This is a genomic window from Grimontia hollisae CIP 101886 (assembly GCF_000176515.1).
Classification (GTDB): Bacteria; Pseudomonadota; Gammaproteobacteria; order Enterobacterales; family Vibrionaceae; genus Enterovibrio; species Enterovibrio hollisae.
On the sequence record NZ_ADAQ01000013.1, the window covers coordinates 944,720 to 967,424 of the forward strand.

Here is a 22,705-nt window from a genome sequence, read left to right on the forward strand (position 1 = left end):
ATAGTTATTGAATACTCACGCGCAGAGCAGCGGAAACCGCAAACGGCGAGAGTGTTGCTGAACCAACCAACATCGCCCCTAAAATAGCGAGTTGACCGTTGATTGGAAATCCATTTGTGGCCATATCAATCGCGGATGTCGCGAAAATAAGCACCGGAATAAACAGCGGTAAAACAAGCAGGCTGAGCAATGCGCCCCCCTTTCGGAGCCCGACTGTCAGTGCAACACCAATAGCGCCAAGAAAGCTCAACGTTGGCGTGCCGATAAGCAGGGTCAGAACCACCGCCTTGTAAGCTTCCCAATCTAAAGAAAGTAATACCGCCAAAAGCGGACTAATGATCAATAACGGCAGGCCAGTGAGCATCCAGTGCGCCAAAATCTTGGCAAACACCAGCACAGATAAGGGCTCTGGCATTAGCAGCATCTGCTCCAGCGAGCCATCCATAAAATCATCGCGAAACAGACGATCTAAAGACAACACCGCAGCCAGAAGAGCTGCGACCCAGATGATACCGGGGGCAATTTCCGCCAATAGGTTGGGCCCAGGCCCAACGCCAAGCGGAAACAAAGTGATCACAATAATGAAGAACCACAGAGGGTTTAGCATGTCAGACTGACGACGGAATGCGACAAGCAGTTCACGCCTGATCATGTAGAGCATCGCTGATCCCATTACGCCCCCAACCTGATACGGCGCAACGTTGGGTTGCCACTGAACATATCCTGATGAGTGGTAAACAACACCATCCCCCCACTATTTACGTGTTCTTCAAATAGCGTCTCCAGCACCTTTACTCCCTGTTTATCGATCGCGGTCAATGGCTCGTCAAGCACCCAGAGTTTGGATTTACTGATCCAAAGCCTTGCCAACGCTACCCGGCGGTTTTGACCTGCTGAGAGCTGCGCTGCCGGAACATCTTCGCGCCCGGCAAGCCCCACACGGGCCAGAACATCCCAAAGCACACTTTCATCGGTATCACCGTGCATACGCTGGTAAAATGCCAGGTTTTCAAAGGCGGTCATTTCGCGCTTTACGCCCGTACTATGCCCCAGAAAAAGTAAGTTTCCGTAAAACGCTTCGCGCACCCGACTGACAGGTTCTCCCTGCCAGAGCACATCTCCCGACTCCGCCAAACCCAAGCCTGCAATAATGCGCAAAAGCGTGGTTTTTCCTGCGCCATTAGGCCCTTCAATCTGAACAAGATCACCCGGTGATAACGTAAAGCTGAGATCTTCAAACAACATCCGTTCGTCGCGAATGCAGCTTAGCTGGCGCACTTCCAACATGAGAAATAGGCTTTCCCGGTAAAGTAATGAAAAATTTGCTCGATAATATCATAGAGGCGTTAAAAATCGTTAACCGACAGGTCTCGCTAATGACAATAAAGTAATCAGATCCTACTCTCAGTAGCATGGTCGGGTATATGCCCTAAGCGTTACCAAATGTGAGCAAACATGAAAATAGACAATATCAGCCACATCAATGCATTAGCTCAGGCATCCCTTCGCAATATCCCCCTGAAAAACCGGTTAGTATCAGGACAAAGCCCTACCCTGAGTGCAATACAGCAAGACAACAAAGCACTGCAACAGTCACAATTATCGCAATTACTTGGTTTGCTGAACCTTTTCCCCCTAATCAAACGCACTGAACTGGAACAATCACCCTATGCGACGTTAATGGCCACACTGTTAAAACAGATGATGATGCCTTCTGATCCCAAACTGGCAGCAACATGGCTAGCCAGCAAAGCACCTGACAAAGCATTGCTTGAGGCGCTAAAACGGCTTGATACGTCATCCCCGGACGCCGAAAGTAACGGCAAGCTCAAAGCAATGTTGATGTTGTTGGCAGAACAACGTGTCAATGAACAAACCAAACCCGGCGATCACCACTGGCTTTTTCCTTTTAGGGATAACCTTCTGTCCCCGTTACATATTCAGGTAGAAAAGAAGACCTGTAAAAAGCGTAAAAAGTTGCGCTGGTGCGTAACCGTAAACCTGACATTGTCGAAAAGCCGCCACCTGACGGCTACCGCTGAACTGGAAGGCAATGCTCTGGCACTCTCTTTTTCAACAGATTCAGAAGGCTTATGCCATCAACTCGAACAGGCGGTACCTTTGTTGGAAGAAAAACTTCGCCAGCACCATGTGGTGCTGGCGCGCTGCGACATCACCCCATTGGATGAAAGTACGGCAGAAACTGTGTCATCAGGAGTGGATATTCAAGTATGAAAAAGCCCAAAAGTGCCATTGCCTTAAAATATGATGGCATCAATACGCCCAAGGTCTCCGCCAAAGGCTATGATCAACTGGCTGAAATACTGATTGAGGAAATGGAGAAAAACGGGGGATTGATCCACAGCGACGAAGCATTAATGAACTGGCTGTCAGCCTTGGAAGTGGGCGATGAAATTCCAGAACAGTTTTACCTGGTGATCGCAGAGCTCATTGCGTTTGCCTGGTACCTGGACGGCAAAACCCCGCCCGGATGGGAGGGGTTTGTGGTAAACAAAACGGTATAATATCTACCTTGTTGCCCGCTGTTTCCTGATGCTTAGCAGAAGTTCAGCTTCTGCTTTGGGCAAATCACACTCTTCCATCAACTCGCGAAGGTCTGCGCCCAGCTCCACCATTTTACTGGCCCGGCTATAAAGCCGACCATCCTGGTCATGCATTTCCATCTCGTTTTGCTTTTCCAGCAACTCGTCGAATCGCTGTGCAAGCTCTGCGAGTTTCTGGCTCATGCCAATAGAACCCGCGCGCAGTTCATTAAACTGCTTAGACAGACTTTCATGTTGCTGGCGGGCATTCTTATACAACAGCTCCATAGCCTGAAATTTTGCCTCCAGATTCTGGCGCGCTGCCTTTTCCCTACGAAGCAACAACAAAGAAACAACCGCAACACTGAGTGAAATCCCCAGTGGTAACCAATACTGCACAATGTCGGGCATTACAGCATGGCCATCTCTGACCACTCTTCATCAGAGAGCAGTTTGTTCAGGTCAACTAGGATCAACAAATGGCCATTTCGGTTGCTCACGCCTTGAATAAACTTGGCGCTTTCATCTGTACCCACACTTGGCGTGGTATCAATTTCAGACGTTTTGAGGTACACCACCTCTGCCACACTGTCGACCATGATGCCGATCACCTGGGATTCCGCTTCGATGACAATCACACGGGTGTTGTCTGACACTTCACCTTGCACCAGACCGAATCGTGAACGGGTGTCAATCACTGTTACCACGTTACCACGAAGATTAATGATGCCCAGCACATAGTCTGGCGCACCCGGTACCGGTGCGATTTCGGTGTAGCGCAATACTTCCCGAACCTGCATGACATTAATGCCGTAGGTTTCGTCTTCCAGCTGGAAAGTCACCCACTGCAAGACCTCGTCATTCACGTTTTCTTTTTGAACTTCAGCTACCTGAGACATTTATTTTCCTCTTTACGTGCTGTGCTACGTCATTTACGCCAACGCATTGGCATCAATACCTTGATTCAGCATGGCAATCAGCGCTTCAACGTGGATCAAAGCGCACATCTTTTCTTTTACCAAACCAGCCAACCAGGGCCGTTTGCCAGCTTGCTCACGCCATCGCACTTGTTCACCACTGAGTGACTCTGTCCCTAGAAGGGCATTACAAGCCAAGCCCCATTTACTGTTACCCAAAGTCACAATATAACTATAGTCTTCGCGATGGCTGTTATCCGTTATTTTTTCTGGCATTACCCACTTCGCGGTATCAACCACGTCCAACTGTTGATCCCGTTCAGTCTGAAGGCCCAAATACCAATCCGGCCTTCCAATCAGGTGGTTACACTCTTTAAGCCGGTGAATTCCGCCCAGTTCCGCGAGTGGGACTGCGTAAACCACACCAAACGATTCAAAAAACAACACCTGAAAAGCATATTCTGAGGCGATATTCTGCCAAGGCGGTGCTGTATCCTCATCGGTCTGAACATCGGCTTCACATTCGGTCTCAGTCGCTATATCAACAGAACCTGTCACTTCTTCAGTAACGGTTTCCCCAACGGCGATCTCGAGCTCTGGCTCCGTGAAGACATCTGTGTCAACAGTAGTATCAGTGACAACCTCTTCTGTTACTTCAGTCGCCACTTCGGTTACAGCTCCAGTAAGCACCTCAGTATCCACATCAACGGCTAACTTGCTGTCTGTCGATACGTCTGTTTCCGTCAAGATTTCGACTTCTACTTCCATATCCTCGTCCAGCTTGAGCTGGCTGAGGAGTTTTTCAACCGATGACAGATCGCGCTTATCCTCGGTCAGTGTTGTCCCACTGAATTGTCCCACTGGCTCAACCACTACAGGCTGAGGTGCCAACGTCGCCTCTTCATCGATTGCATGGTCAACCGCTTGCAGCGCCACATCCGTGTGATCTTGCGGCAGGGAATCACCTTCCTCCAGCAAGGCATCAAAATAATCATCCAGTGCCTGAACACTGGACATGGCACGGCTATCTTTCATCCTGTTCCAGTCTCTCCAGATAAGAGAGCAGCGTTTTGTAAGCAAACACGCCGCGACAATTTTTTGCGTAATACGAAGGCGGCATATGCTTTAAGCTTGCATCACGGAATTTAGTATCAATGGGCACAGCAGACGTCCAAACTTGATCCGGATAACGCACTTTCAACTCCTGCAAGGTTTCTAGCGAAGCACGGGTGCGTTTGTCATACATGGTCGGCACAATGCACACTTTAAACGTAGATGCCCGCGACTTTTGCATGATTTGCAAAGTACGCACCATACGCTCCAAGCCTTTCATCGCCAGAAACTCGGTCTGTACCGGAATAAGGATACGGTTACTCGCCGCCAGCGCGTTAACCATCATCACGCCGAGAATGGGTGGGCAGTCAATCAGTGCGTAATCATATTCATCTTCCAGACAAGCCAGGGTTTTCTTCAGCATAAGCCCCATGCCACCACGGTTGCCCATGGCGCGATCAAGCGTCGCCAATGACATGTGTGATGGCAGGATATCGAGATTTTTGTATTCAGTATTCAGGATCAGCGGTTTGACGGTATCCCGGTTTATCTCCTGCAATTGAAAGAGATCAAATAAGGTGCGGGGAAGCTGCTCCGAATCGTAATTCAGGTACGTCGTCAGCGATGCGTGCGGATCGGTATCAATCAGCAACACACGCTTGTTTTTTTCACTGAGAAGCCCAGCGAGGGTAATGGTGGTAGTGGTTTTCCCCACGCCCCCTTTCTGGTTTGCAATGCTCCAGACTATCACAGCCGCTCCTTAAACAAGATTGAGCTCAACGAGAATACGCTCAGTGATACGATCCAACGGCAAATCTTCTGTTGAAATACCCGCTTTCGCGACCGCTTGCGGCATACCATAAACAACACAGCTCTCTTCATCCTGCGCCCAGACTGTTGAGCCCTGTTGTTTCAACAATCTTGCCCCATCACGGCCATCTGCACCCATACCGGTCAGTACCATTGACAGCACCTTATCGTTATAGATTTTTGCTGCTGAGCCGAAAGTAACGTCGACACACGGTTTGTAGTTCATCCGGTCACCGCCATCGATAATTTTCACCCGTGCAGCGCCCGGGCGGCCATCAATCATCATTTGCATTCCGCCAGGTGCGAGATATGCGGTTCCTGGCTGAAGTGGATCGCCATCTTGCGCTTCTTTCACCGTGATCTTACAAAGACCGTTAAGACGCTGGGCAAACGCTGCGGTGAAGGTTGATGGCATATGCTGGATCAGCACAATAGGCAACGGGAAATTGGCAGGCAAGCCACACAACACTTTTTGCAACGCCACCGGGCCACCGGTAGACGTACCAATCGCCACTAATTGATAGCGCTTACCGCTGGTTTTAAAACGACCGGCAGGTAAAGGTCGTGCCGTTGTTGAGGGTGTCAGCGTGCTGCCAGTAGCAGCACGGGTTGGTGTCGATGTTGCCGCAGCAGGACGTGCCGCAGTCGGCGGACGCCTCATGAATGCACGTTTTCGAGCAATCTCATTGACTCGCTGTTGCAATAGGCTCACGGCCTCATCGCGGTTACGCGCAATGTCTTCGAATTTCTTTGGCAGGAAGTCGAGAGCACCCGCATCCAAAGCGTCAAGCGTGGCTTTCGCCCCATCGTGCGTTAACGAAGAAAACATCAGGATAGGCGTCGGGTTACTCTGCATGATCTCGCGAACTGCAGTAATGCCATCCATCACCGGCATCTCGATGTCCATGGTAATCACGTCAGGTTTCAGCGTTGCCGCTTTTTCTACCGCCTCTTTCCCGTTCACTGCACAGTCGATGACTTCAAGGCGGGGATCCCCGTTGATGATTTCACTCACGCGGCGGCGGAAAAAGCTTGAATCGTCCACCACCAATACTTTCACTGCCATGTCATTCCTTTTTGGTTATTATCGGCCAGCGTATCGTTTAAGCAGGTTCGGCACATCAAGGATCAACGCAATGTGACCATCACTGGTAATGGTGGCCCCCGCCATACCCGGCGTGCCCTGCAATAACTCATCCAATGGTTTAATAACCACTTCTTCCTGACCAATCAGTGAATCCACCACGAAAGCGACTGGCTGGTGACCCATCTGGATGATGACCACATGACCCACCTCGCGGTTGGCGATACCACGACGTGGGCATAACCAATCCTGCAGGTAGAAGAGTGGGATCGCTTTCTCACGTACAATCAGCGTCAGCTGACCATCAACCGTATTGGTTTTAGAGAGGTCAAGGCTGATGATTTCATTCACATTTGACAGCGGGAAGGCATAGGGATTGTTTCCGATCCCCACCATCAGTGTTGGCAATATCGCCAGTGTCAGTGGAACTTTGATTGAGATGATGGTGCCACGGCCAAGCTCAGAGTCGATCGAAATCGTACCGTTTAGCTGGGTAATCGCGGTTTTCACTACATCCATACCAACGCCACGGCCGGAAATGTCTGAAATTTCCGTTTTGGTTGAGAAACCTGCGGCGAAAATCAGGTTATAGGCTTCGGTGTCACTCAGGCGGGCGGCAGCATCCGCATCCATTACACCGCGGTTTACCGCAATAGATCGCAGTTTGTCCGCATCCATACCGCCGCCGTCATCTTCGATGGTCAGGAGAATATGGTCACCTTCCTGTGAGGCCGCTAAGGTAATGGTCCCGGTACGGGGTTTGCCTTTTTGCTCACGCACATCCGGCATTTCGATACCATGGTCAACAGAGTTACGCACCAAGTGGACCATGGGGTCAGCCAGTGCTTCAACAAGGTTCTTATCCAGATCGGTCTCTTCACCGCGCATTTCCAGCACAATGTCTTTTTTCAGGCTTCGCGCCAAATCACGGACAACGCGGGGGAACCGGCCAAACACTTTCTTGATGGGCTGCATCCGTGTTTGCATTACCGCGCCCTGAAGATCTGCAGTGACCACATCAAGGTTGGTCACGGCTTTCGCCATGTTTTCATCGTCACTGTTTGCACCCAGGCTCACCAGACGATTACGCACCAGCACCAGCTCACCTACCATGTTCATGATAGTGTCGAGAGTTGATGTATTCACACGTACAGTCTGCTCAACCTGAGGGGCTGGCGGCTTTTTGTCGTCAGCTTTGGCAGGCGGCTTCGCCACAGCAGCAGGTGGTTTAGCAGCAGCTGGCTCTGCTTTCGGAGCAGGAGCAGGCTTAGGCTCTACCTTCGGCGCTGGTGTTTTGGGTGGCTCTGGAGCGGTCTTTGATGCTTCACTGGCGATAGGACTCTTGCCTTTGCCATGAAGATCATCTAACAGCTTTTCAAATTCATCGTCAGTGATTTCGTCACTGTCCGGGCTTTCCACGGACACATTTTGCGGAGGAGGTGTCGCCGCATCACCAGCTTGTGGCCCTTTTCCTGTGCCATGAAGATCGTCGAGTAGTTTTTCGAATTCATCATCGGTAATGTCATCACCACCGGATGAGGCTGCATCAACCGACGGTGTCGACGTACTGTCACCGGCTTGTGGTCCTTTGCCTGCACCGTGCAACTCATCCAGTAAGCGATCAAATTCATCATCGGTGATATCGTCAACAGAATCTCCGGCGATTGCTTCTTCGCCTTCAGCAGTGGCTTCGTCGACGGGCTCTGGCTCTGGCTCTGGTTCCGGTTCTGGTGCCGCCGCTTCCGTATCTTCGTCCTCAGAGGCTGGGCGACTGTATTTGTGTAAGGCTTCTATCAGCGAGGGTTCTGCAGCAGGAACCGCTTCACGCTCCTGAACACAGGCAAACTGTTCGTTAACAGTATCGAGCGCTTGAAGGATGGTATCCATCACTTCTGATGTCAGCTCACGGCCACCGTTACGCAGGTTGTCAAAGATGTTCTCTGCACCGTGGCATGTCTCAACCAGTTCAGTGAGTGACAAGAAACCTGCGCCACCTTTAACCGTGTGGAAACCCCGGAAAATTGCATTAAGCAGATCCCGGTCATCTGGGGTCTTTTCCAGATCAACTAACTGCTCAGACAATAATTCAAGAATTTCACCTGCCTCAATCAAAAAGTCCTGCAGGATTTCTTCATCCATTTCAAAGCTCATAACGCACCCCTAGAAGCCCAGACTGGAAAGTAGGTCGTCAACATCATCCTGACTCTGCATCACTTCCTTCTCTTGACGCTCTTGTTCAGAGATAACAGGACCTTCCGCCTCAATGTCAGATTGTTGTTCTGTTTCTGGTTCTTTGTGATCTTCGTCCAGACCAAATGCCGTCAGGATTTCAACCAATTGTTTTTCTACTTCTTGCACCAATTCAATGACACGGCGGATCACCTGACCTGTCAGGTCCTGAAAATCCTGCGCCATGAGGATTTCGGTCAATTGACTATGGAGCTTGGTGGTATCCCCTTCTACCTGTGTCAATAACCCGTCGATTTGGTGACACAGGCCTTTGAAACTTGCAACGTCAATCCGCCCCCCCATGAGGTTATTCCACTGGGGTCTCACCTGAGAAAGGCACTCTTGCAGGTTATCGGCAATAGGAAGCGTGGCTTCAACCGCATCCATGGTGCGGTTTGCTGCATGTTCCGTTTTTTCCATGACAAAGTTCAGGCGATCTTTAGCATCTGGGATCTCACTATTCGCCAGATCACTGATACGTGGATCTAAACGGAAATTTGCCAACGAATCATGAAGTTGCCGAGTCAGTTTACCTACCTCATTGAAGAGCGGATTACGCGTATCACTGGTCACTTTCACCAATAATTCGTTCGCGGCGTCCTGATTCCCTTCTTCGAGCAGACTGACCAACTCTTTAGCTTGGTCGAGTGTTATCATCGTCTCTTTAGTCCTTCACTGCGCGAATCGGGAAATCACATGCGCTCGAAAATCTTGTCCAGCTTTTCTTTGAGCGTAGCGGCAGTAAATGGCTTCACGATGTAACCATTTACGCCAGCTTGTGCAGCTTCAACAATTTGTTCACGCTTCGCTTCTGCAGTGATCATCAAGACTGGCAGATGTTTGAGATCATCATCAGCACGGATGTTCTTGAGCAAATCAATGCCCTGCATGCCAGGCATATTCCAGTCAGTGACGACAAAATCAATACCGCCCTTTTTAAGTATTGGCAGTGCTGTCAGGCCGTCATCTGCTTCAACGGTATTGTTGAAACCCAGATCACGAAGGAGGTTTTTAACGATACGTCGCATTGTTGAAAAGTCATCAACAACGAGGATTTTCATGTTTGTGTCCAAAGTGGCCTCCGGTGAGGTTCCTTATTATTGTTAAAACTTACTTCGACCAAGCGGAAAGCTTGGTCCGTAACCGCTGCATTGCCTGATTCTGAATCTGGCAAACCCGGGATTCGCTGACCCCGATAATGGCCCCTATCTCTTTGAGGTTAAGTTCCTCGTCATAGTAGAGAGAGAGAACCAAAGCTTCTCTTTCAGGAAGGCCGCGGATGGCATTCGCAAGATGCGATTTAAAGCTGTCCCCGGCTACCTCCTCAAAGGGAAGGTTTTCGTCGCGATGACTTTCTGTAACGAAAGCATCTTCTGAAACACCCAGGTCAACGATACCAATCAGTCGTCCTGCATTAATGTCATTCTGAGCCTGATGGTACTGCTCCAGACTCATACCTAGGCGTTTCGCAATTTCTTTGTCTTTTGGATCCCGCCCTAATTCGCCTTCCAATTGGGCAATCACTTCGCTGATTTGGCGATTGTTCTTATGAACAGAGCGTGGTACCCAGTCTCCTTTCCGGATATCATCCAGCATGGCACCACGAATACGGATGCCGGCATAGGTTTCAAAACTGGCCCCTTTAGAGGCATCATAGTTTTGCTGCGCCTCCAGTAATCCCACCATGCCTGCCTGAATCAAATCTTCAACCTGCACATTCGGCGGCAAGCGGGCAACCAGGTGATGGGCGATGCGCTTCACTAGTGTGGCGTATTGTTCAAACACCGTTTCCGTCGAAGCGCCTGTCCTGCTATAGGTGAGCGCTTTATTCACTGAGGTAATCCCCCGCCGCTTCATCCCGAACTAACAACCGCTCTACAAAAAACTCCAAATGCCCACCTGGATTGCGCGGTACAGGCCAGGTCAAAGCCTTATTCGCCAGCGCATTCAATGCAAGCGCCGCCGGAGACTTTGGATATGCATCGATCACCACACGTTGCTTCTTCACAGATTGACGCACATGCTCATCTAATGGAACACACGCTACTAATTCTAGATTAGCATTTAAAAATCTTTCTGTTACCCGCGTTAATTTTGTAAATAAATCGCGTCCTTCCCGATAACTGCGCACCATATTGGCAACAACCTTGAAACGCGTCACACCATGTTCACGGCTTAGCAGCTTGATTAGCGCGTAGGCATCGGTAATGGATGTCGGCTCATCACAGACCACCATCAGAACATCCTGCGCTGCCCGGGAGAAGCTAAGCACCATGTCAGAAATCCCGGCTGCGGTATCCACCAGCAAGACATCGACATCCTCGTCCAGCGTTCCAAATGCCCGGATAAGTCCTGCATGTTGGGCCGTGCTCAATTCTGTCATACCACGCATACCAGAAGAGGCTGGGATGATTTTCATGCCATGGGGCCCTTCCAGAATGATGTCTTTCAGATCACACACCCCCTGCATAACATGGCTGAGGTTCTTCCCGACACGCAAACCTAACAAGACATCAACATTTGCCAGTCCAAGATCCGCATCCAACACCATGACCTTTTTTCCCTGTTTGGCTATGGCTGCAGCCATACCCAGTGTGATGTTGGTTTTGCCTACACCACCTTTGCCACCTGTGACGGTAATAACTTTAGTGCGAGTCGGGTTTGTGAGGCGGCGGAGGCCGCTAGCTTGATCGTGCATGGTTGTCTCAATCATAAAAGTCCGCCGCATTCGACTCTGGTACATCATGACTCCAGAAATGATTTCGCTGCTCTGAATCTTGATCCATCAGCTCACTCGCCTTATTAACCAGGTATTTCCCATTTGCCTGACGAATGTCTTCAGGCACTCGCTGTCCATCTGCCAGGTAAGTGACCGGAAGGGCGTTTTCGATGGTTACACTCAATAGCTCTCCCAGACTGAGGGATTCGTCCAGCTTCGTCAGTACACAGCCTGAAAGCGGAATACGTCGGAAGTGATCAATCGTCTCCTGCAGCACCCGGCGCTGGGAAGTTGCAGGCAATACAAGGAGACTTCGAATGTGTGAACCATTGTTCTGAATCAGCGTATCAAGTTGTTCTGATAGCCTAAGATCGCGCTGGCCCATGCCTGCGGTGTCCAATAAGATCAGCCGACGGTGACGTAGCTGATACAGGATATCGGCCAGCTCATCCGCATCTTTAGCCACTTTTACCGGGCAACCTAAAATTCTGCCGTACGTTGCAAGCTGTTCATGGGCGCCAATACGGAACGTGTCTGTGGTTACCAGTGCAATATCTTCAGGACCGAAGTCCATCGCTGCTCTTGCTGCCAGTTTTGCAATGGTGGTGGTCTTGCCAACACCGGTTGGGCCAAGCAGGGCAATCACACCGCCAGACTCCAGCAGGTTTTCACTGGTGGTAATCACCTGATCAGCCACCAGTTCAAGTAATTCAGACCACGCTTCGTTAGGAGGGGTATCTTCCGGAATATAACCCGCGAGTTGGTCAGCCAACACCGGTGAAATGCCCATTTTTTCCAAACGTTTTATCAACATGGCGCGAAGCGGCTCTTTACGCTCCACTTCCTGCCACATCAATCCGGAAAGTTGGTGTTCCAAAAGGTTACGGATGGTGGCCATTTCCTTGCGCATCGCTTCGATTTCTTCATTGCCAGGGCGTGTAGTCTGTTTTCGGGATTCACTGCGGGTTGAAAAACGGTCATCACGCTTTGGATCACGGCGGTCCACTTCATCACGTTTTTGACGATAAAGACGGTCAAGCTCCTGGCTTTTCTGTTGCTGCTGACTGCGTGAAAACCCGTTTGAAGTGTTGTAAGTGCCATGTCTGCTGCCATTGGCCTCACTATGTTGTCGACGGGATGATTGGACGTCATGCGAGCTTTCGCTATTGCGAAGGCGGGCGTCATTCTGGCGTGCCAGCAATGCACTCAATGAATCGGCTTCCTGCTGGGACTCAGCAGCAGGTTTGCTGTCCGTAAGTTGTGACTGGTAACGGTCCAGCAAACTGGAAAACTTGCTGCCCAGCGCACTACCCAATGGCTTACGTGCTGCTTCCTTATTGATGTCACGGCGAACATGGACAGTGTCATCGGCCAGTCGACGGGCTTGATGGGCGCGATCCATGCTTTGCGCCATCTGAGTTCTGGCCGCTTCTTTACGCATGTCACGGGCAGGAGCATCAGTATCCACTGCCGCCACGATTTCGACGCCACCCGTCACTTTTTTGTTCGACATGATCACCGCATCGGCACCGAGTGCTTCTTTCACTTCGGCCAAGGCTGTTCGCATGTCTTTGGCAAAAAATCGTTTAATTTTCAAAATCGTCGTCCTGAGTTACTAATGCGTACATCAGTTGCCAACCGCCCTTACAATTCTTATTTGTTTTTCATCCGGCACTTCCTGATAAGACAGGACACGCAACGATGGGATGGTATTTTTCACAAACTTGGCCAGTGTTGAGCGCAACACCCCGGAAGTCAGTAACACTGCAGGCTCCCCTTGCAGCTCCTGGTTCTGGGTGGCCTCTGACAGACTCTGTTGCAAACGCTCTGCCAGACCCGGTTCAATACCTGTCGATTCACCGCCTGATGCCTGCATAGTCTTATGCAATATCTGTTCCAGCTCTGGAACCAGCGTAATTACTGGCAGTTCAGGCGCTACTCCATTGATTTCCTGAACAATTAATCGTCGTAATGATATGCGTACTGCTGCGGTTAAAATGTCGGGATCTTGACTCTTCGGTGCATACTCGGAGAGGGTCTGGATAATCGTCCGTACATCACGGATAGGAATGGCTTCATTGAGAAGGTTTTGCATCACTTTGACCACTGCGCCCAGTGAGATTTGTTCCGGGATCAGGCCTTCTACCAAGCGTGGTGACTGTTTCGCCAGCATATCGATGAGGTTCTGCGCTTCTTCATGCCCCAGCAAACGCTCAGCGTTGTTAGTCAGCATCTGACTGAGATGGGTCGCCAATACGGTCGCCGAGTCCACCACGGTGTAACCAAGTGCCTGCGCATGCTCACGCTGGGCTTTTTCAATCCACACAGCTTCAAGACCAAACGCCGGATCGACCGTGCCTTCGCCATCCACTGGGCCAAAAACCTGACCAGGGTTGATAGCCAGCTCTTTATCCGGACGAATATCCGCTTCACCTACCGCAACCCCCATCAGGGTGATGCGGTAGCTGTTAGGCGGCAGCTCTAGGTTATCGCGGATGTGTACCGGCGGGATCAGGAAACCAAAGTCCTGAGACAGTTTCTTACGCACCCCTTTCACACGGTCAAGCAATTCGCCTCCCTGATCACGGTCAACCATAGGGATAAGGCGATAGCCCACTTCAAGACCAATCACATCAACAGGCTGGACATCATCCCATGACAGCTCTTTTGGTTTTGGTGCCACCACATCCTGTTTTGGGGCTTCCTCGGCTTCTTTTCTGGTCTTGGCCTGCTCTTTGGTTTTCCAAAACGCAAATCCGCCACAAACCAGTGCCAGCGTCAAAAAAGGGATATGCGGCATACCGGGAACAATCCCCATCACCACCAGAATGCCAGTGGCAATGATCAGTGCTCTTGGGTTATCGACCAGCTGAAAAACAACCTGCTGGCCCATGTCTTCGTCAGTGTTTTGGCGGGTCACCATGATGGCGGCACCAATCGACAGCAACAGCGATGGGATTTGCGCGACCAGACCATCACCGATGGTCAACAGGGTGTAGATTTCAATGGCGTCAGAAAAACTGACATCATGCTGGATCATACCGATGGAAAGGCCACCGATAATGTTGATCGCCAGAATTAAAATACCGGCGATGGCATCCCCTTTAACAAATTTTGACGCACCGTCCATCGAACCATAGAAATCTGCTTCTTTGGTCACTTCCTGGCGGCGTGTACGCGCCTGCTCCTGATCAATCAGGCCCGCATTCAAATCGGCATCAATTGCCATTTGTTTACCCGGCAAGGCATCCAGGGTGAAACGTGCGCTGACTTCAGAGATACGGCCTGCACCCTTGGTGACAACCATAAAGTTGATGATCATCAGGATAAGGAATACGACTAAGCCAACGGCATAGTTACCGCCAATCACCACAGAACCAAAAGCGTCAATCACCTGTCCCGCTGCTCCCGGCCCCTCATGACCATGCAGGAGTACCACCCGGGTTGATGCCACGTTTAGCGCAAGGCGCATCAGGGTGGCTATCAGGAGGACTGTAGGAAATGCGGCGAAATCAAGCGGCCTTCGCGTATAGACCGTCACCAACAGCACCACCAGAGAAAGCGCAATGTTAAAGGAGAACATCAGGTCGAGCAGCAATGGTGGCATCGGCAGCACCACCATCGCGAGAGTAGAAAGTACCAGGAGCGGCGCACCGATAGCGGGGAAAGCTTGCCCACGCTTAAAAGGGATTTTGTCCTGGACCTTGTCGTAGAACGGCAAAGAAAGCTTCATGTGTCGTTTTATGTTCTTCAGGGCTTCATGTCTTAAACCTTAGAAGCAAAAAACGAACCACTTTTAAAATTACCATTTATCAGCCAGTTATAAGACGATATCCATTCAGTGTCACATCAGCGACGTAAATCCGGCGGTATTGGTAATTGTTGGTCAGCCAGCGGTTTGGGTTTACGTCCCCGTCCTTTTCTGTATTGCTTAAGCTGGAACACATAAGCGAGTAATTGTGCGATGGCGGTAAACAGGCCATCCGGGATTTGCTGTTCCAGCTCCGTGCTGTAATACACCGCACGGGCAAGCGGAGGCGCAGGCACAATGGTGATGTCATGTTCTGCAGCAATTTCACGGATTTTCAGTGCCAGGAAATCAGAGCCTTTGGCCACCACCACCGGGGCTTTATCCATTTTACTGTCATAACGCAGGGCCACTGAGTAATGCTCCGGGTTGGTGATCACCACGTCAGCCGATGGCACTTCCGCCATCATCCGTCTTTGTGCCATTTCCCGTTGTAGCATCCGGATACGCCCTTTCACCTCGGGTTTTCCTTCGGTTTCCTTGTATTCGTCTTTTATCTCTTGCTTGGTCATTTTCAGTTGTTCATTGTGCTGCCAGATTTGGAACGGCACATCAATGGCGACCACCACCAGCAGAGAACAACAGATCAGCAACACGAAATTGAGCAGGATATCCAGCGCGTGATAAAGGTTAGTGGGGAAGGTTTCAATACTCAGTTGATAGAAATCATTGAGACTGGCCCACATAAGATAAAACGCAACGCCAGACACCAATGCCACTTTGAGGATAGACTTGATAAGCTCAACCCAGCTTTGCTTACCAAACATGCGTTTGATGCCCTGAAGTGGGCTCATTTTTGACAATTTGGGCCTTGCCGCCTCCCACGAAAAAGAGACGCCTCCCAAAGCCGACGCACCAATCAGGCCTGCAATAAACAGCATTAGCAGAATAAAGGTGATAGGCCAGAAAATATGGAAAATGGCACCATAGCCGATAAGCCCGAGCGAGGTAACATCAAAAATCTCCTCACGGGTGAGCGTAAAGAGTTTTCGCATCATCGCCATCAAGGCGTTACCCAGGCTCTCTCCAAACCACATCAGTGCCACGGCGCCTACCACAAGCACGGCGACGGATGCCAATTCTCTTGAGCGCGGTACCTGACCTTTTTCCCGCGCCTGCTGTTGCCTTCGGGGTGTAGCGTCTTCTGTCCGTTCCTGACCATCATTCTCTGCCATCAGACACCTCCGCCGACAGCACAGTTGAGACGGATGAGATCACAGATGGCATTCACCCCTGTGTCCCAGTGGTTCAGGTAATGCGGCAAGATACCGTTTAACAGATACATGCAAATCAACAGGCCCACCAGCAAGGCAAACGAAAAACCAAGCGAGAAGATATTGAGCTGTGGCGCCGCACGGGTCATCACACCAAAAGAAAGGTTCACCGTCAGCAATGCGATAATGCCCGCCAGCGCCATCCCCAGAGCCACACTGAACATAATGCCAAACCAGCTTGCCATCGCGCGGTAATCAGCAGCACCGAGCATGTCACCCACTGGCAGGGTTTTGAAACTCATCACCACCAGGTTAAGCATCTGCAAATGCCCATCAGTAGAGAGAAAAATCATGGTGGCGACGAATAGGTAAAACTGACCCAGCAAGGGGGTATTCTGGCCGTTGGCTGGGTCCACCATGGAGGCAAAACCCAGACTCGATTGCATACCGATAATCTGGCCCAACAACACAAACGTCTGGATAACAAACTGGGTCACCGTGCCCATAGCAATACCAATCAAAATCTGCTGGGCAAGGATAACAAAGCCACCAAAGGAGACCAGTTCGACCGTTTCAGGCACCCGGGGCAATGCGGGCATCACAGCAAATGTAATGGCCAGGGACAGATACAGGCGAACGCGAACAGGCACAAAACGGGCACCAAAAAACGTCATCGTCATCATCATTGAGGAGATGCGTGTAAACGGCCAGAAATACTGCGCTAACCAGTCGAGAATGATACTTGTCGGATACTCCATGCCCTTGGCCTGATCAGTAGAGCAGCATGGGGATTTCTTCCACCAGCCGGAAAAAATACTCCATCAGCATGCGCGTCATCCAGTGACCGAACACCATCAATGCCACCAGTGTGGCAATTAAACGCGGCAAAAAGCTCAATGTCTGTTCGTTGATGGAGGTGGCAGCCTGAAATATTGCCACCAGCAAGCCGACAATCAGGCCGGGAATGATGATGGCGCACACCATGATCAGAATGAGATAGAGCGCATCCTGAAACAGTTCAACAAAAGCCTCTGGTGCCATAACCCACTCCTACCCGAAGCTGCCAGCGAGTGTGGAAAGGATGAGGTTCCATCCATCCACCAACACAAACAGCATCAGCTTGAACGGCAGCGAGACGATCATTGGCGACAGCATCATCATCCCCATCGCCATCAGGACCGAAGCCACCACCAGATCGATAATCAAAAACGGCAGGAAAAGCATAAACCCAATCTGGAACGCCGTTTTAAGTTCAGAAGTAATGAAGGCCGGAATTAACACCGTCATCGGCACCTGTTCGGCTTCCGTGACCTGTGCACCGGACATATTGACAAAAGTTTCGAGATCTTTAACCCGCGTCTGTTGCAGCATAAATTCGCGCAATGGCACCTGCACGCGATCAAACGCCTCGCGCGCCGTGATCTCCTCATTGAGGTAAGGCTGAACAGCGGCGACATTCATCCGGTCTATTACAGGCGACATAATAAACAAGGTCAGGAACATGGCGATGCCGATAATAACTTGATTTGAGGGGGTCTGTTGCAAGCCCATGGCCTGACGCAAAATCGCCATCACCACCACAATCCGGGTAAAGGAGGTCATCAAAATCACGATGGCTGGTAGAAAGCCCAGTGCTGTCATCAGCGCCAGGATTTGCAACGTGACTGAATAATCTTCAGTGCCGTCCGGGTTGACGGTCATGGTCAGCGCTGGAATGCCGCCGCCATTACGAGCTTGGATCAGGGACGCTTCCCCGGCATCGTTAATCAGGGTTTCAGTGACAGTTTCTGTTGCCGGTGCCGGTTCTTCTTCCGCCAGTACAAACGGTGTGACAAATATGCAACAGAGCGCCAGAAAAATGGCAGTGACAGATTTAAGGCGCATCATTTTTCTTCAGTATCTGGTTAAGTTGGGAAGAGAAAGATTTCGCAGGTTCACTTTCTTCTATCGGATTATTCAGGGTTTTGAGCAAGGTGATCTGCTGGGGCGTTACCCCGACCAGCACCTGTTCACCATTCACATCCAATACCAACACACGCTCTTTTTGACCGAGCGGCAGCTGGCTGACAACTTTCAGCCCGGCTTTGGCCCCCATCAGGGATGGAACCTGCATACGCTTCAGCACCCAGGCCAAGCCAAAGATCACGCCAATAACCAGCACCAATGCCCCCAGGGTTGTGGCAAGATCCTGACCGTCGGGTGCGGCTGCATGGGCCGCCGGGGCAAACATTAATCCAATCGCAATTCGTTGCAGGGAAACCATGAACTCTCTTTCTCAGCCTGTCTCATTCGGGTTATAACCCCTTCCAAGCAAAATTCAGGCCTAAAAAAACGCCCACCGCAATGCGGCAGGCGTCAAGCCTTTGAATCCATTTATATATCGGGTTAGCGCAGCTTTTTAATACGTTCTGTTTGGCTGATCACGTCCGTTAACCGGATACCGAACTTGTCGTTCACCACCACCACTTCGCCGTGGGCAATCAGGGTGCCGTTTACCAGCACATCCAGCGATTCCCCGGCCAGGCGATCAAGTTCCACCACTGAGCCCTGGTTCAGTTGCAGCAAGTTGCGGATATTGATGTTGGTACGGCCCACTTCCATCGAAATGGTGACTGGGATATCAAGAATCGCATCCAGTTTACGGGCCTCGTCAGCATTGATGGGGGGCGTTTCATCCACCAGTTCATCCAACGGGGCAGTCTGTACATCATCACCGCCTTCCACTTCAGCCTGTTCAGCCAGCGCTGCCGCCCAATCGTCTTCTACATCACTCATGATTATCTACCAACGTGTTAATTATTCTTCCGTTGCCTCGCCTAAGTCGCTAATGTCTTCCAGCAACTCAATCGGTTCGTCTTCCAACAAGGTGACATCACTCTTCATCACTTCAGGACGCTTAAGCTTGTCGGTTATCTTGATGGCCAGATTGTCATTCGACTGCCCCAATTTGCCGCGAAAAGTCGGCAAATCCTCAATGTAAACCGTGCAGGCGTCCGGCATTTTTACTGGAATGACATCACCGGCTTCCATCTCCATCAAATCGCGTAGAGAAAGCGTGGTTTCCAGCAATTTTGCTGTCAGCGACACTTCCACATCCATGACTTCATCCTGCAGCGCTTTTGACCAGCGCTTGTCAGTATCCATCTTGTCGCTCTGAATACCGGCATCCAACAGTTCACGGATCGGTTCTACCATGGAATATGGCATCACCACATGGAAATCACCACCACCACCGTCAAGTTCAATATGGAAAGAGCTGACCACAATCACTTCGGTCGGGCTGACAATATTCGCCATCGCCGGGTTCACTTCCGAGTCCAGATATTCAAACTCAACTCTCATCACCGGCGCCCAGGCGTCTTTGTAGTCTTCAAAGATCAGCTTGAGCAACATCTGGATAACGCGGCGCTCGGTTGGCGTAAATTCACGCCCTTCAATCCGGGCATGAAAACGCCCGTCTCCACCAAAGAAGTTTTCCACCAGAATAAACACCAGTCGCGCTTCCATGGTGATCAATGCTGTCCCTTTCAGCGGACGGAAGCGAACCATGTTCAGACTGGTGGGTACAAACAGGGTGTTCTGGTACTCACCAAATTTCACCATTTGCACACCATTGATCGACACTTCTGCGGTTTTACGGATCATGTTGAACAAGCTGATCCGCATATGCCGTGCAAATCGCTCGTTGATCAGCTCCAAGGTGGGCATGCGCCCACGGACAATACGGTCCTGCGACGAGAAATCAAAATTAGACGCGGCACCGACGTCTTCACTGCCGGAGTCCTGGTCGTCCTCTTCAACATCATCTACACCATGAAGGAGCGCATCAATTTCGTCTTGACTGAGGAGATCGGTCACATTGCACCTATTGCATTACAAAGCCAGTAAATAACACCCGCTCAACCACAGGTTTGCCGGTAATTTTTTCCATTGCAGCCTGCACGGTATCGACAGCCTGCTTGCGCACTTCCACCTGTCCTTGTGGTGTACGCAATTGCTCAACGGTTGCCGCCCCAAATGTTGTCAGAAGGCTGTGTTCAACCAAAGGCAGATTTTGCTTCGCCAGTGTCTCATTCTGGTCGCCTCGCACCATCAACTGGACTTTCACCTGAACCAGTCGCTGCTGCGAATCCCCGGTGACGTTAAACACAAACGGTTGTGGTAACGTCACGTAAATTGCCTGCAAACTCACAGGTTCAGGCTCTTCCAATACGATGTCGTCCTGTGCTGCGCTATCGCTCCCCATCAGGAAAAAGAACGCACCACCGCCACCTCCGAGTAAAAGCAATGCGGCAACGATGATGATGATCAGTTTCTTTTTACCGCCACCACCGCCGGCTTCGATATCTTCATCTGCCATGAGTGACCTCAGTTAGGATTAATTCCATTATCTATTCCAAAACAAGCGCATCAAATGTGCTACTTTAAGCATAATAGTCAACACGATCTTTGGCTGTGTTGACGTAGAAATCGTGGTTTACCACTGAATGATCGGCATCCTGCTCCTCCCCGTGGGAGATCCGGGATGTTCCGCCTTGTCCATTCTGCCCACCCTGACCATCACCTGATGACGCCTGGTTACCCGCAAACGACTGCCTGCCACCGGCATCTTGCTGCTGGACAGAGGACTGCGCCAGTTGCAGGCCTTGTTGCTGCATCATTTCACGAAGGCGCGGCATGGATTGCTCCACCACATCGCGGGCGGCTTGGTTGGCAACCGTGAACTGTACCGATGCCTGGTCCTGGTTTACGGAAAGCTTTATCTGCAACCGCCCGAGCTCAGGAGGGTCAAGGCGGATATCAACATGTTTGAGGTTTTTCGACATCATCATGTTCACCCGCTCAGACAGCGCATTCGCCACCTCAGCCTGATTCTGGTTCATCTGCAAAGGCGTTTGGACCGTGGCAGCATCGAGTTTAGCGGCTGTGGTACTGGCAGTGTGACCAAGGCTTGACGCCAATTGTTGCGCCAAGTGATCCACTTTTACTTCCGGCCCCCGGTGCGCCATTTCTGCCACTTGTTGAGCCGCAGTCGATTCAAGCATCGCTTGGCTGGTTACCGGTTGTGTCTGGGCTGGGCTGTTTTGCATCGCGGCTGGCGTCCAAGGGATTGCTGCATATGCAGGGAGCGGCACTGCCGGTTGTGTCTGTGGATTCACCGCCGCCTGTACCGCCGATGCAGCCTGGCTTATATTTGTCTGAACAGCCGATGCCAGACCTTTTGCCTCAACAGCCGGTGCTGAGCCTTTGGCCAGAACATCCACCAACGCTTTTTCCGGTTCACCACTCACCTTGGTATCAGCCAACTGAGTGTGCTGGGTAGGCATCACAGTATCTTGCTGGACTTTGGTCGCAACCCACTCAGGTGCCACCTGAGCCGGCGCATCGGCAGGACTACCAGGTTCGCTCGCTTTCGCTGTCGATACACGCAAAGCATCAACCTCATCAATCAATTCCGTGTCGCTGAGAGGCTGAATATCAGATTCATGGGCACGGATAAAAATAGGGGCAGTCTCAGTATCCACGTTGGCAAGCATGTGCTGAATCAAGATTTTTTCTTCATCCGTGAGGTCGCTGACAGGCTTGGACAGCAGCGCATCAACCACGATCCCGGCCGATGGCCCTGATGCTGTATTAGCAGAATATTTGATATCCGTATCGTGGTTCACAGCTCCCTGAGTATTTGATGACTGAGACAGCATGTCGGTATCTGCTAATTCATTACTTACTGATTCAGTGCTTACTGATGGCTGCGGCAAGCTTTTGCCATCAGTCTCCACCACGCCTGTTTTTATGGCCTGCCATTCCGGTGAAACATGTTCAGGAGTAGCCTGAAGTGCCTGGTTTGACGCATTCAGCCGTTGCAGCAATACTTCTCCATCTTTTTTCGCTACATGCTTACGACCTACATCCGCAAGAATTTCATCGTTTTCGGCTGATGCCGCGACCCGCTCATCACCAGCGTCAAAAGCTTCATCATCCAGCGCCAAGTTTTCGCCGTCTGTCCCTTCGGTTCCAGACTGCAATGTCGCAAGAACCTGGTTGATGACGTCTTCACTGGCGGTGACATCTTCCGTTACCGACACACCTTCCCCGGTTGCGTTTACTGATCCACTGTCACCAGACACCAGCTGAGCCAACGTAAAAAAGAATTCTTCCCCTTTATTTTCAATCAGTTCTGGAGACACAACGCCTTTACCTTCGCTGACAGGCGCGTTACTGTTCGATAAACCGGAAAGTAAAAAACTGGTTTGGCTCATAATGATCCCGCTTCAGGCACGTTGTCATTTAAGGCCGGCATGTATATCCGGCAAGCTATGACGAAGTA

Annotated in this window: 25 protein-coding genes; 2 read left to right on the forward strand and 23 right to left on the reverse strand. The window is 50.8% G+C overall.

The annotated features are described in order from the left end of the window. Nucleotides 1–4: 4 nt before the first annotated feature. Complete coding sequence (ccmB, locus tag VHA_RS17115) at nt 5–673, reverse strand: heme exporter protein CcmB (protein ID WP_040529178.1); 669 nt, start codon at nt 671–673, stop codon at nt 5–7. Then, nucleotides 673–1,287, reverse strand: a complete 615-nt coding sequence (gene ccmA / locus VHA_RS17120) for a cytochrome c biogenesis heme-transporting ATPase CcmA (protein ID WP_005506627.1) — start codon at nt 1,285–1,287, stop codon at nt 673–675. The genes ccmB and ccmA overlap by 1 nt, the downstream gene beginning before the upstream one ends. Nucleotides 1,288–1,455: 168 nt before the next feature. Here ccmA and VHA_RS17125 point away from each other — a divergent pair, with 168 nt between their 5' ends. Both VHA_RS17125 and VHA_RS17130 read left to right on the forward strand, forming a co-directional pair. Beyond that, the gene (locus VHA_RS17125) at nt 1,456–2,235 is read left to right on the forward strand and encodes a hypothetical protein (RefSeq protein WP_005506628.1); all 780 of its coding nucleotides are present in this window, start codon (nt 1,456–1,458) and stop codon (nt 2,233–2,235) included. Continuing rightward, nucleotides 2,232–2,525 carry an EscU/YscU/HrcU family type III secretion system export apparatus switch protein gene (locus VHA_RS17130; RefSeq protein ID WP_005506630.1) on the forward strand — a complete coding sequence of 98 codons (294 nt, stop codon included), beginning with the start codon at nt 2,232–2,234 and terminating at the stop codon, nt 2,523–2,525. Before VHA_RS17125 ends, VHA_RS17130 begins: the two co-directional genes overlap by 4 nt. A 3-nt stretch (nt 2,526–2,528) precedes the next feature. On the opposite strand, the gene VHA_RS17135 is transcribed toward VHA_RS17130, so the two are convergent. From VHA_RS17135 to VHA_RS17235, 21 genes are all read right to left on the reverse strand, one after another. Further along, the gene (locus tag VHA_RS17135) at nt 2,529–2,954 is read right to left on the reverse strand and encodes a DUF2802 domain-containing protein (RefSeq protein WP_005506632.1); all 426 of its coding nucleotides are present in this window, start codon (nt 2,952–2,954) and stop codon (nt 2,529–2,531) included. Then, entirely contained in the window at nt 2,954–3,442 is a 489-nt protein-coding gene (locus VHA_RS17140) for a chemotaxis protein CheW (RefSeq protein WP_005506634.1), read from the reverse strand. The genes VHA_RS17135 and VHA_RS17140 overlap by 1 nt, the downstream gene beginning before the upstream one ends. A 33-nt stretch (nt 3,443–3,475) precedes the next feature. Then, nucleotides 3,476–4,495, reverse strand: coding sequence for a chemotaxis protein CheW (locus VHA_RS17145; protein ID WP_040529180.1), 1,020 nt, complete (start codon nt 4,493–4,495; stop codon nt 3,476–3,478). Beyond that, on the reverse strand, nt 4,485–5,264 hold the full coding sequence (locus VHA_RS17150; RefSeq protein ID WP_005506638.1) for a ParA family protein: 780 nt from the start codon (nt 5,262–5,264) through the stop codon (nt 4,485–4,487). The genes VHA_RS17145 and VHA_RS17150 overlap by 11 nt, the downstream gene beginning before the upstream one ends. Before the next feature lie 9 nt (nt 5,265–5,273). Further along, the gene (locus tag VHA_RS17155; protein ID WP_005506640.1) at nt 5,274–6,389 is read right to left on the reverse strand and encodes a protein-glutamate methylesterase/protein-glutamine glutaminase; all 1,116 of its coding nucleotides are present in this window, start codon (nt 6,387–6,389) and stop codon (nt 5,274–5,276) included. An 18-nt stretch (nt 6,390–6,407) separates the two neighbouring features. Beyond that, nucleotides 6,408–8,558, reverse strand: coding sequence for a chemotaxis protein CheA (locus VHA_RS17160; protein ID WP_005506642.1), 2,151 nt, complete (start codon nt 8,556–8,558; stop codon nt 6,408–6,410). Between the two features lie 9 nt (nt 8,559–8,567). After that, nucleotides 8,568–9,293 (reverse strand): protein phosphatase CheZ, encoded by a 726-nt coding sequence (locus tag VHA_RS17165; protein ID WP_005506643.1) that lies wholly within the window; start codon nt 9,291–9,293, stop codon nt 8,568–8,570. Between the two features lie 35 nt (nt 9,294–9,328). Further along, the gene (gene cheY / locus VHA_RS17170; protein WP_005506645.1) at nt 9,329–9,697 is read right to left on the reverse strand and encodes a chemotaxis response regulator CheY; all 369 of its coding nucleotides are present in this window, start codon (nt 9,695–9,697) and stop codon (nt 9,329–9,331) included. Nucleotides 9,698–9,746: 49 nt separating this feature from the next. Continuing rightward, nucleotides 9,747–10,469 (reverse strand): RNA polymerase sigma factor FliA, encoded by a 723-nt coding sequence (locus VHA_RS17175; protein WP_040529182.1) that lies wholly within the window; start codon nt 10,467–10,469, stop codon nt 9,747–9,749. Beyond that, nucleotides 10,462–11,349, reverse strand: a complete 888-nt coding sequence (locus VHA_RS17180; RefSeq protein WP_040529184.1) for a MinD/ParA family protein — start codon at nt 11,347–11,349, stop codon at nt 10,462–10,464. The genes VHA_RS17175 and VHA_RS17180 overlap by 8 nt, the downstream gene beginning before the upstream one ends. Then, on the reverse strand, nt 11,342–12,952 hold the full coding sequence (gene flhF / locus VHA_RS17185; RefSeq protein WP_005506648.1) for a flagellar biosynthesis GTPase FlhF: 1,611 nt from the start codon (nt 12,950–12,952) through the stop codon (nt 11,342–11,344). Before flhF ends, VHA_RS17180 begins: the two co-directional genes overlap by 8 nt. Nucleotides 12,953–12,982: 30 nt before the next feature. Further along, nucleotides 12,983–15,088 carry a flagellar biosynthesis protein FlhA gene (gene flhA / locus VHA_RS17190; RefSeq protein ID WP_005506649.1) on the reverse strand — a complete coding sequence of 702 codons (2,106 nt, stop codon included), beginning with the start codon at nt 15,086–15,088 and terminating at the stop codon, nt 12,983–12,985. Between the two features lie 116 nt (nt 15,089–15,204). Beyond that, entirely contained in the window at nt 15,205–16,338 is a 1,134-nt protein-coding gene (gene flhB / locus VHA_RS17195; RefSeq protein WP_005506650.1) for a flagellar biosynthesis protein FlhB, read from the reverse strand. Continuing rightward, the gene (gene fliR / locus VHA_RS17200; RefSeq protein ID WP_040529186.1) at nt 16,338–17,135 is read right to left on the reverse strand and encodes a flagellar biosynthetic protein FliR; all 798 of its coding nucleotides are present in this window, start codon (nt 17,133–17,135) and stop codon (nt 16,338–16,340) included. Before fliR ends, flhB begins: the two co-directional genes overlap by 1 nt. A 13-nt stretch (nt 17,136–17,148) precedes the next feature. Next, nucleotides 17,149–17,418, reverse strand: coding sequence for a flagellar biosynthesis protein FliQ (fliQ, locus tag VHA_RS17205; protein ID WP_005506653.1), 270 nt, complete (start codon nt 17,416–17,418; stop codon nt 17,149–17,151). A gap of 9 nt (nt 17,419–17,427) precedes the next feature. Beyond that, the gene (gene fliP / locus VHA_RS17210; RefSeq protein ID WP_005506655.1) at nt 17,428–18,261 is read right to left on the reverse strand and encodes a flagellar type III secretion system pore protein FliP; all 834 of its coding nucleotides are present in this window, start codon (nt 18,259–18,261) and stop codon (nt 17,428–17,430) included. Next, a complete protein-coding gene (fliO, locus tag VHA_RS17215) occupies nt 18,251–18,640 on the reverse strand; it encodes a flagellar biosynthetic protein FliO (protein ID WP_005506656.1) in 390 nt (129 codons plus the stop codon). The genes fliP and fliO overlap by 11 nt, the downstream gene beginning before the upstream one ends. Before the next feature lie 122 nt (nt 18,641–18,762). Continuing rightward, the gene (fliN, locus tag VHA_RS17220; RefSeq protein WP_005506661.1) at nt 18,763–19,152 is read right to left on the reverse strand and encodes a flagellar motor switch protein FliN; all 390 of its coding nucleotides are present in this window, start codon (nt 19,150–19,152) and stop codon (nt 18,763–18,765) included. 21 nt (nt 19,153–19,173) lie between these two features. Then, the gene (gene fliM / locus VHA_RS17225) at nt 19,174–20,235 is read right to left on the reverse strand and encodes a flagellar motor switch protein FliM (RefSeq protein WP_005506662.1); all 1,062 of its coding nucleotides are present in this window, start codon (nt 20,233–20,235) and stop codon (nt 19,174–19,176) included. A gap of 7 nt (nt 20,236–20,242) precedes the next feature. Then, nucleotides 20,243–20,737, reverse strand: coding sequence for a flagellar basal body-associated protein FliL (fliL, locus tag VHA_RS17230; RefSeq protein WP_005506663.1), 495 nt, complete (start codon nt 20,735–20,737; stop codon nt 20,243–20,245). Between the two features lie 64 nt (nt 20,738–20,801). Beyond that, a complete protein-coding gene (locus VHA_RS17235; RefSeq protein ID WP_005506664.1) occupies nt 20,802–22,637 on the reverse strand; it encodes a flagellar hook-length control protein FliK in 1,836 nt (611 codons plus the stop codon). Nucleotides 22,638–22,705: the final 68 nt, after the last annotated feature.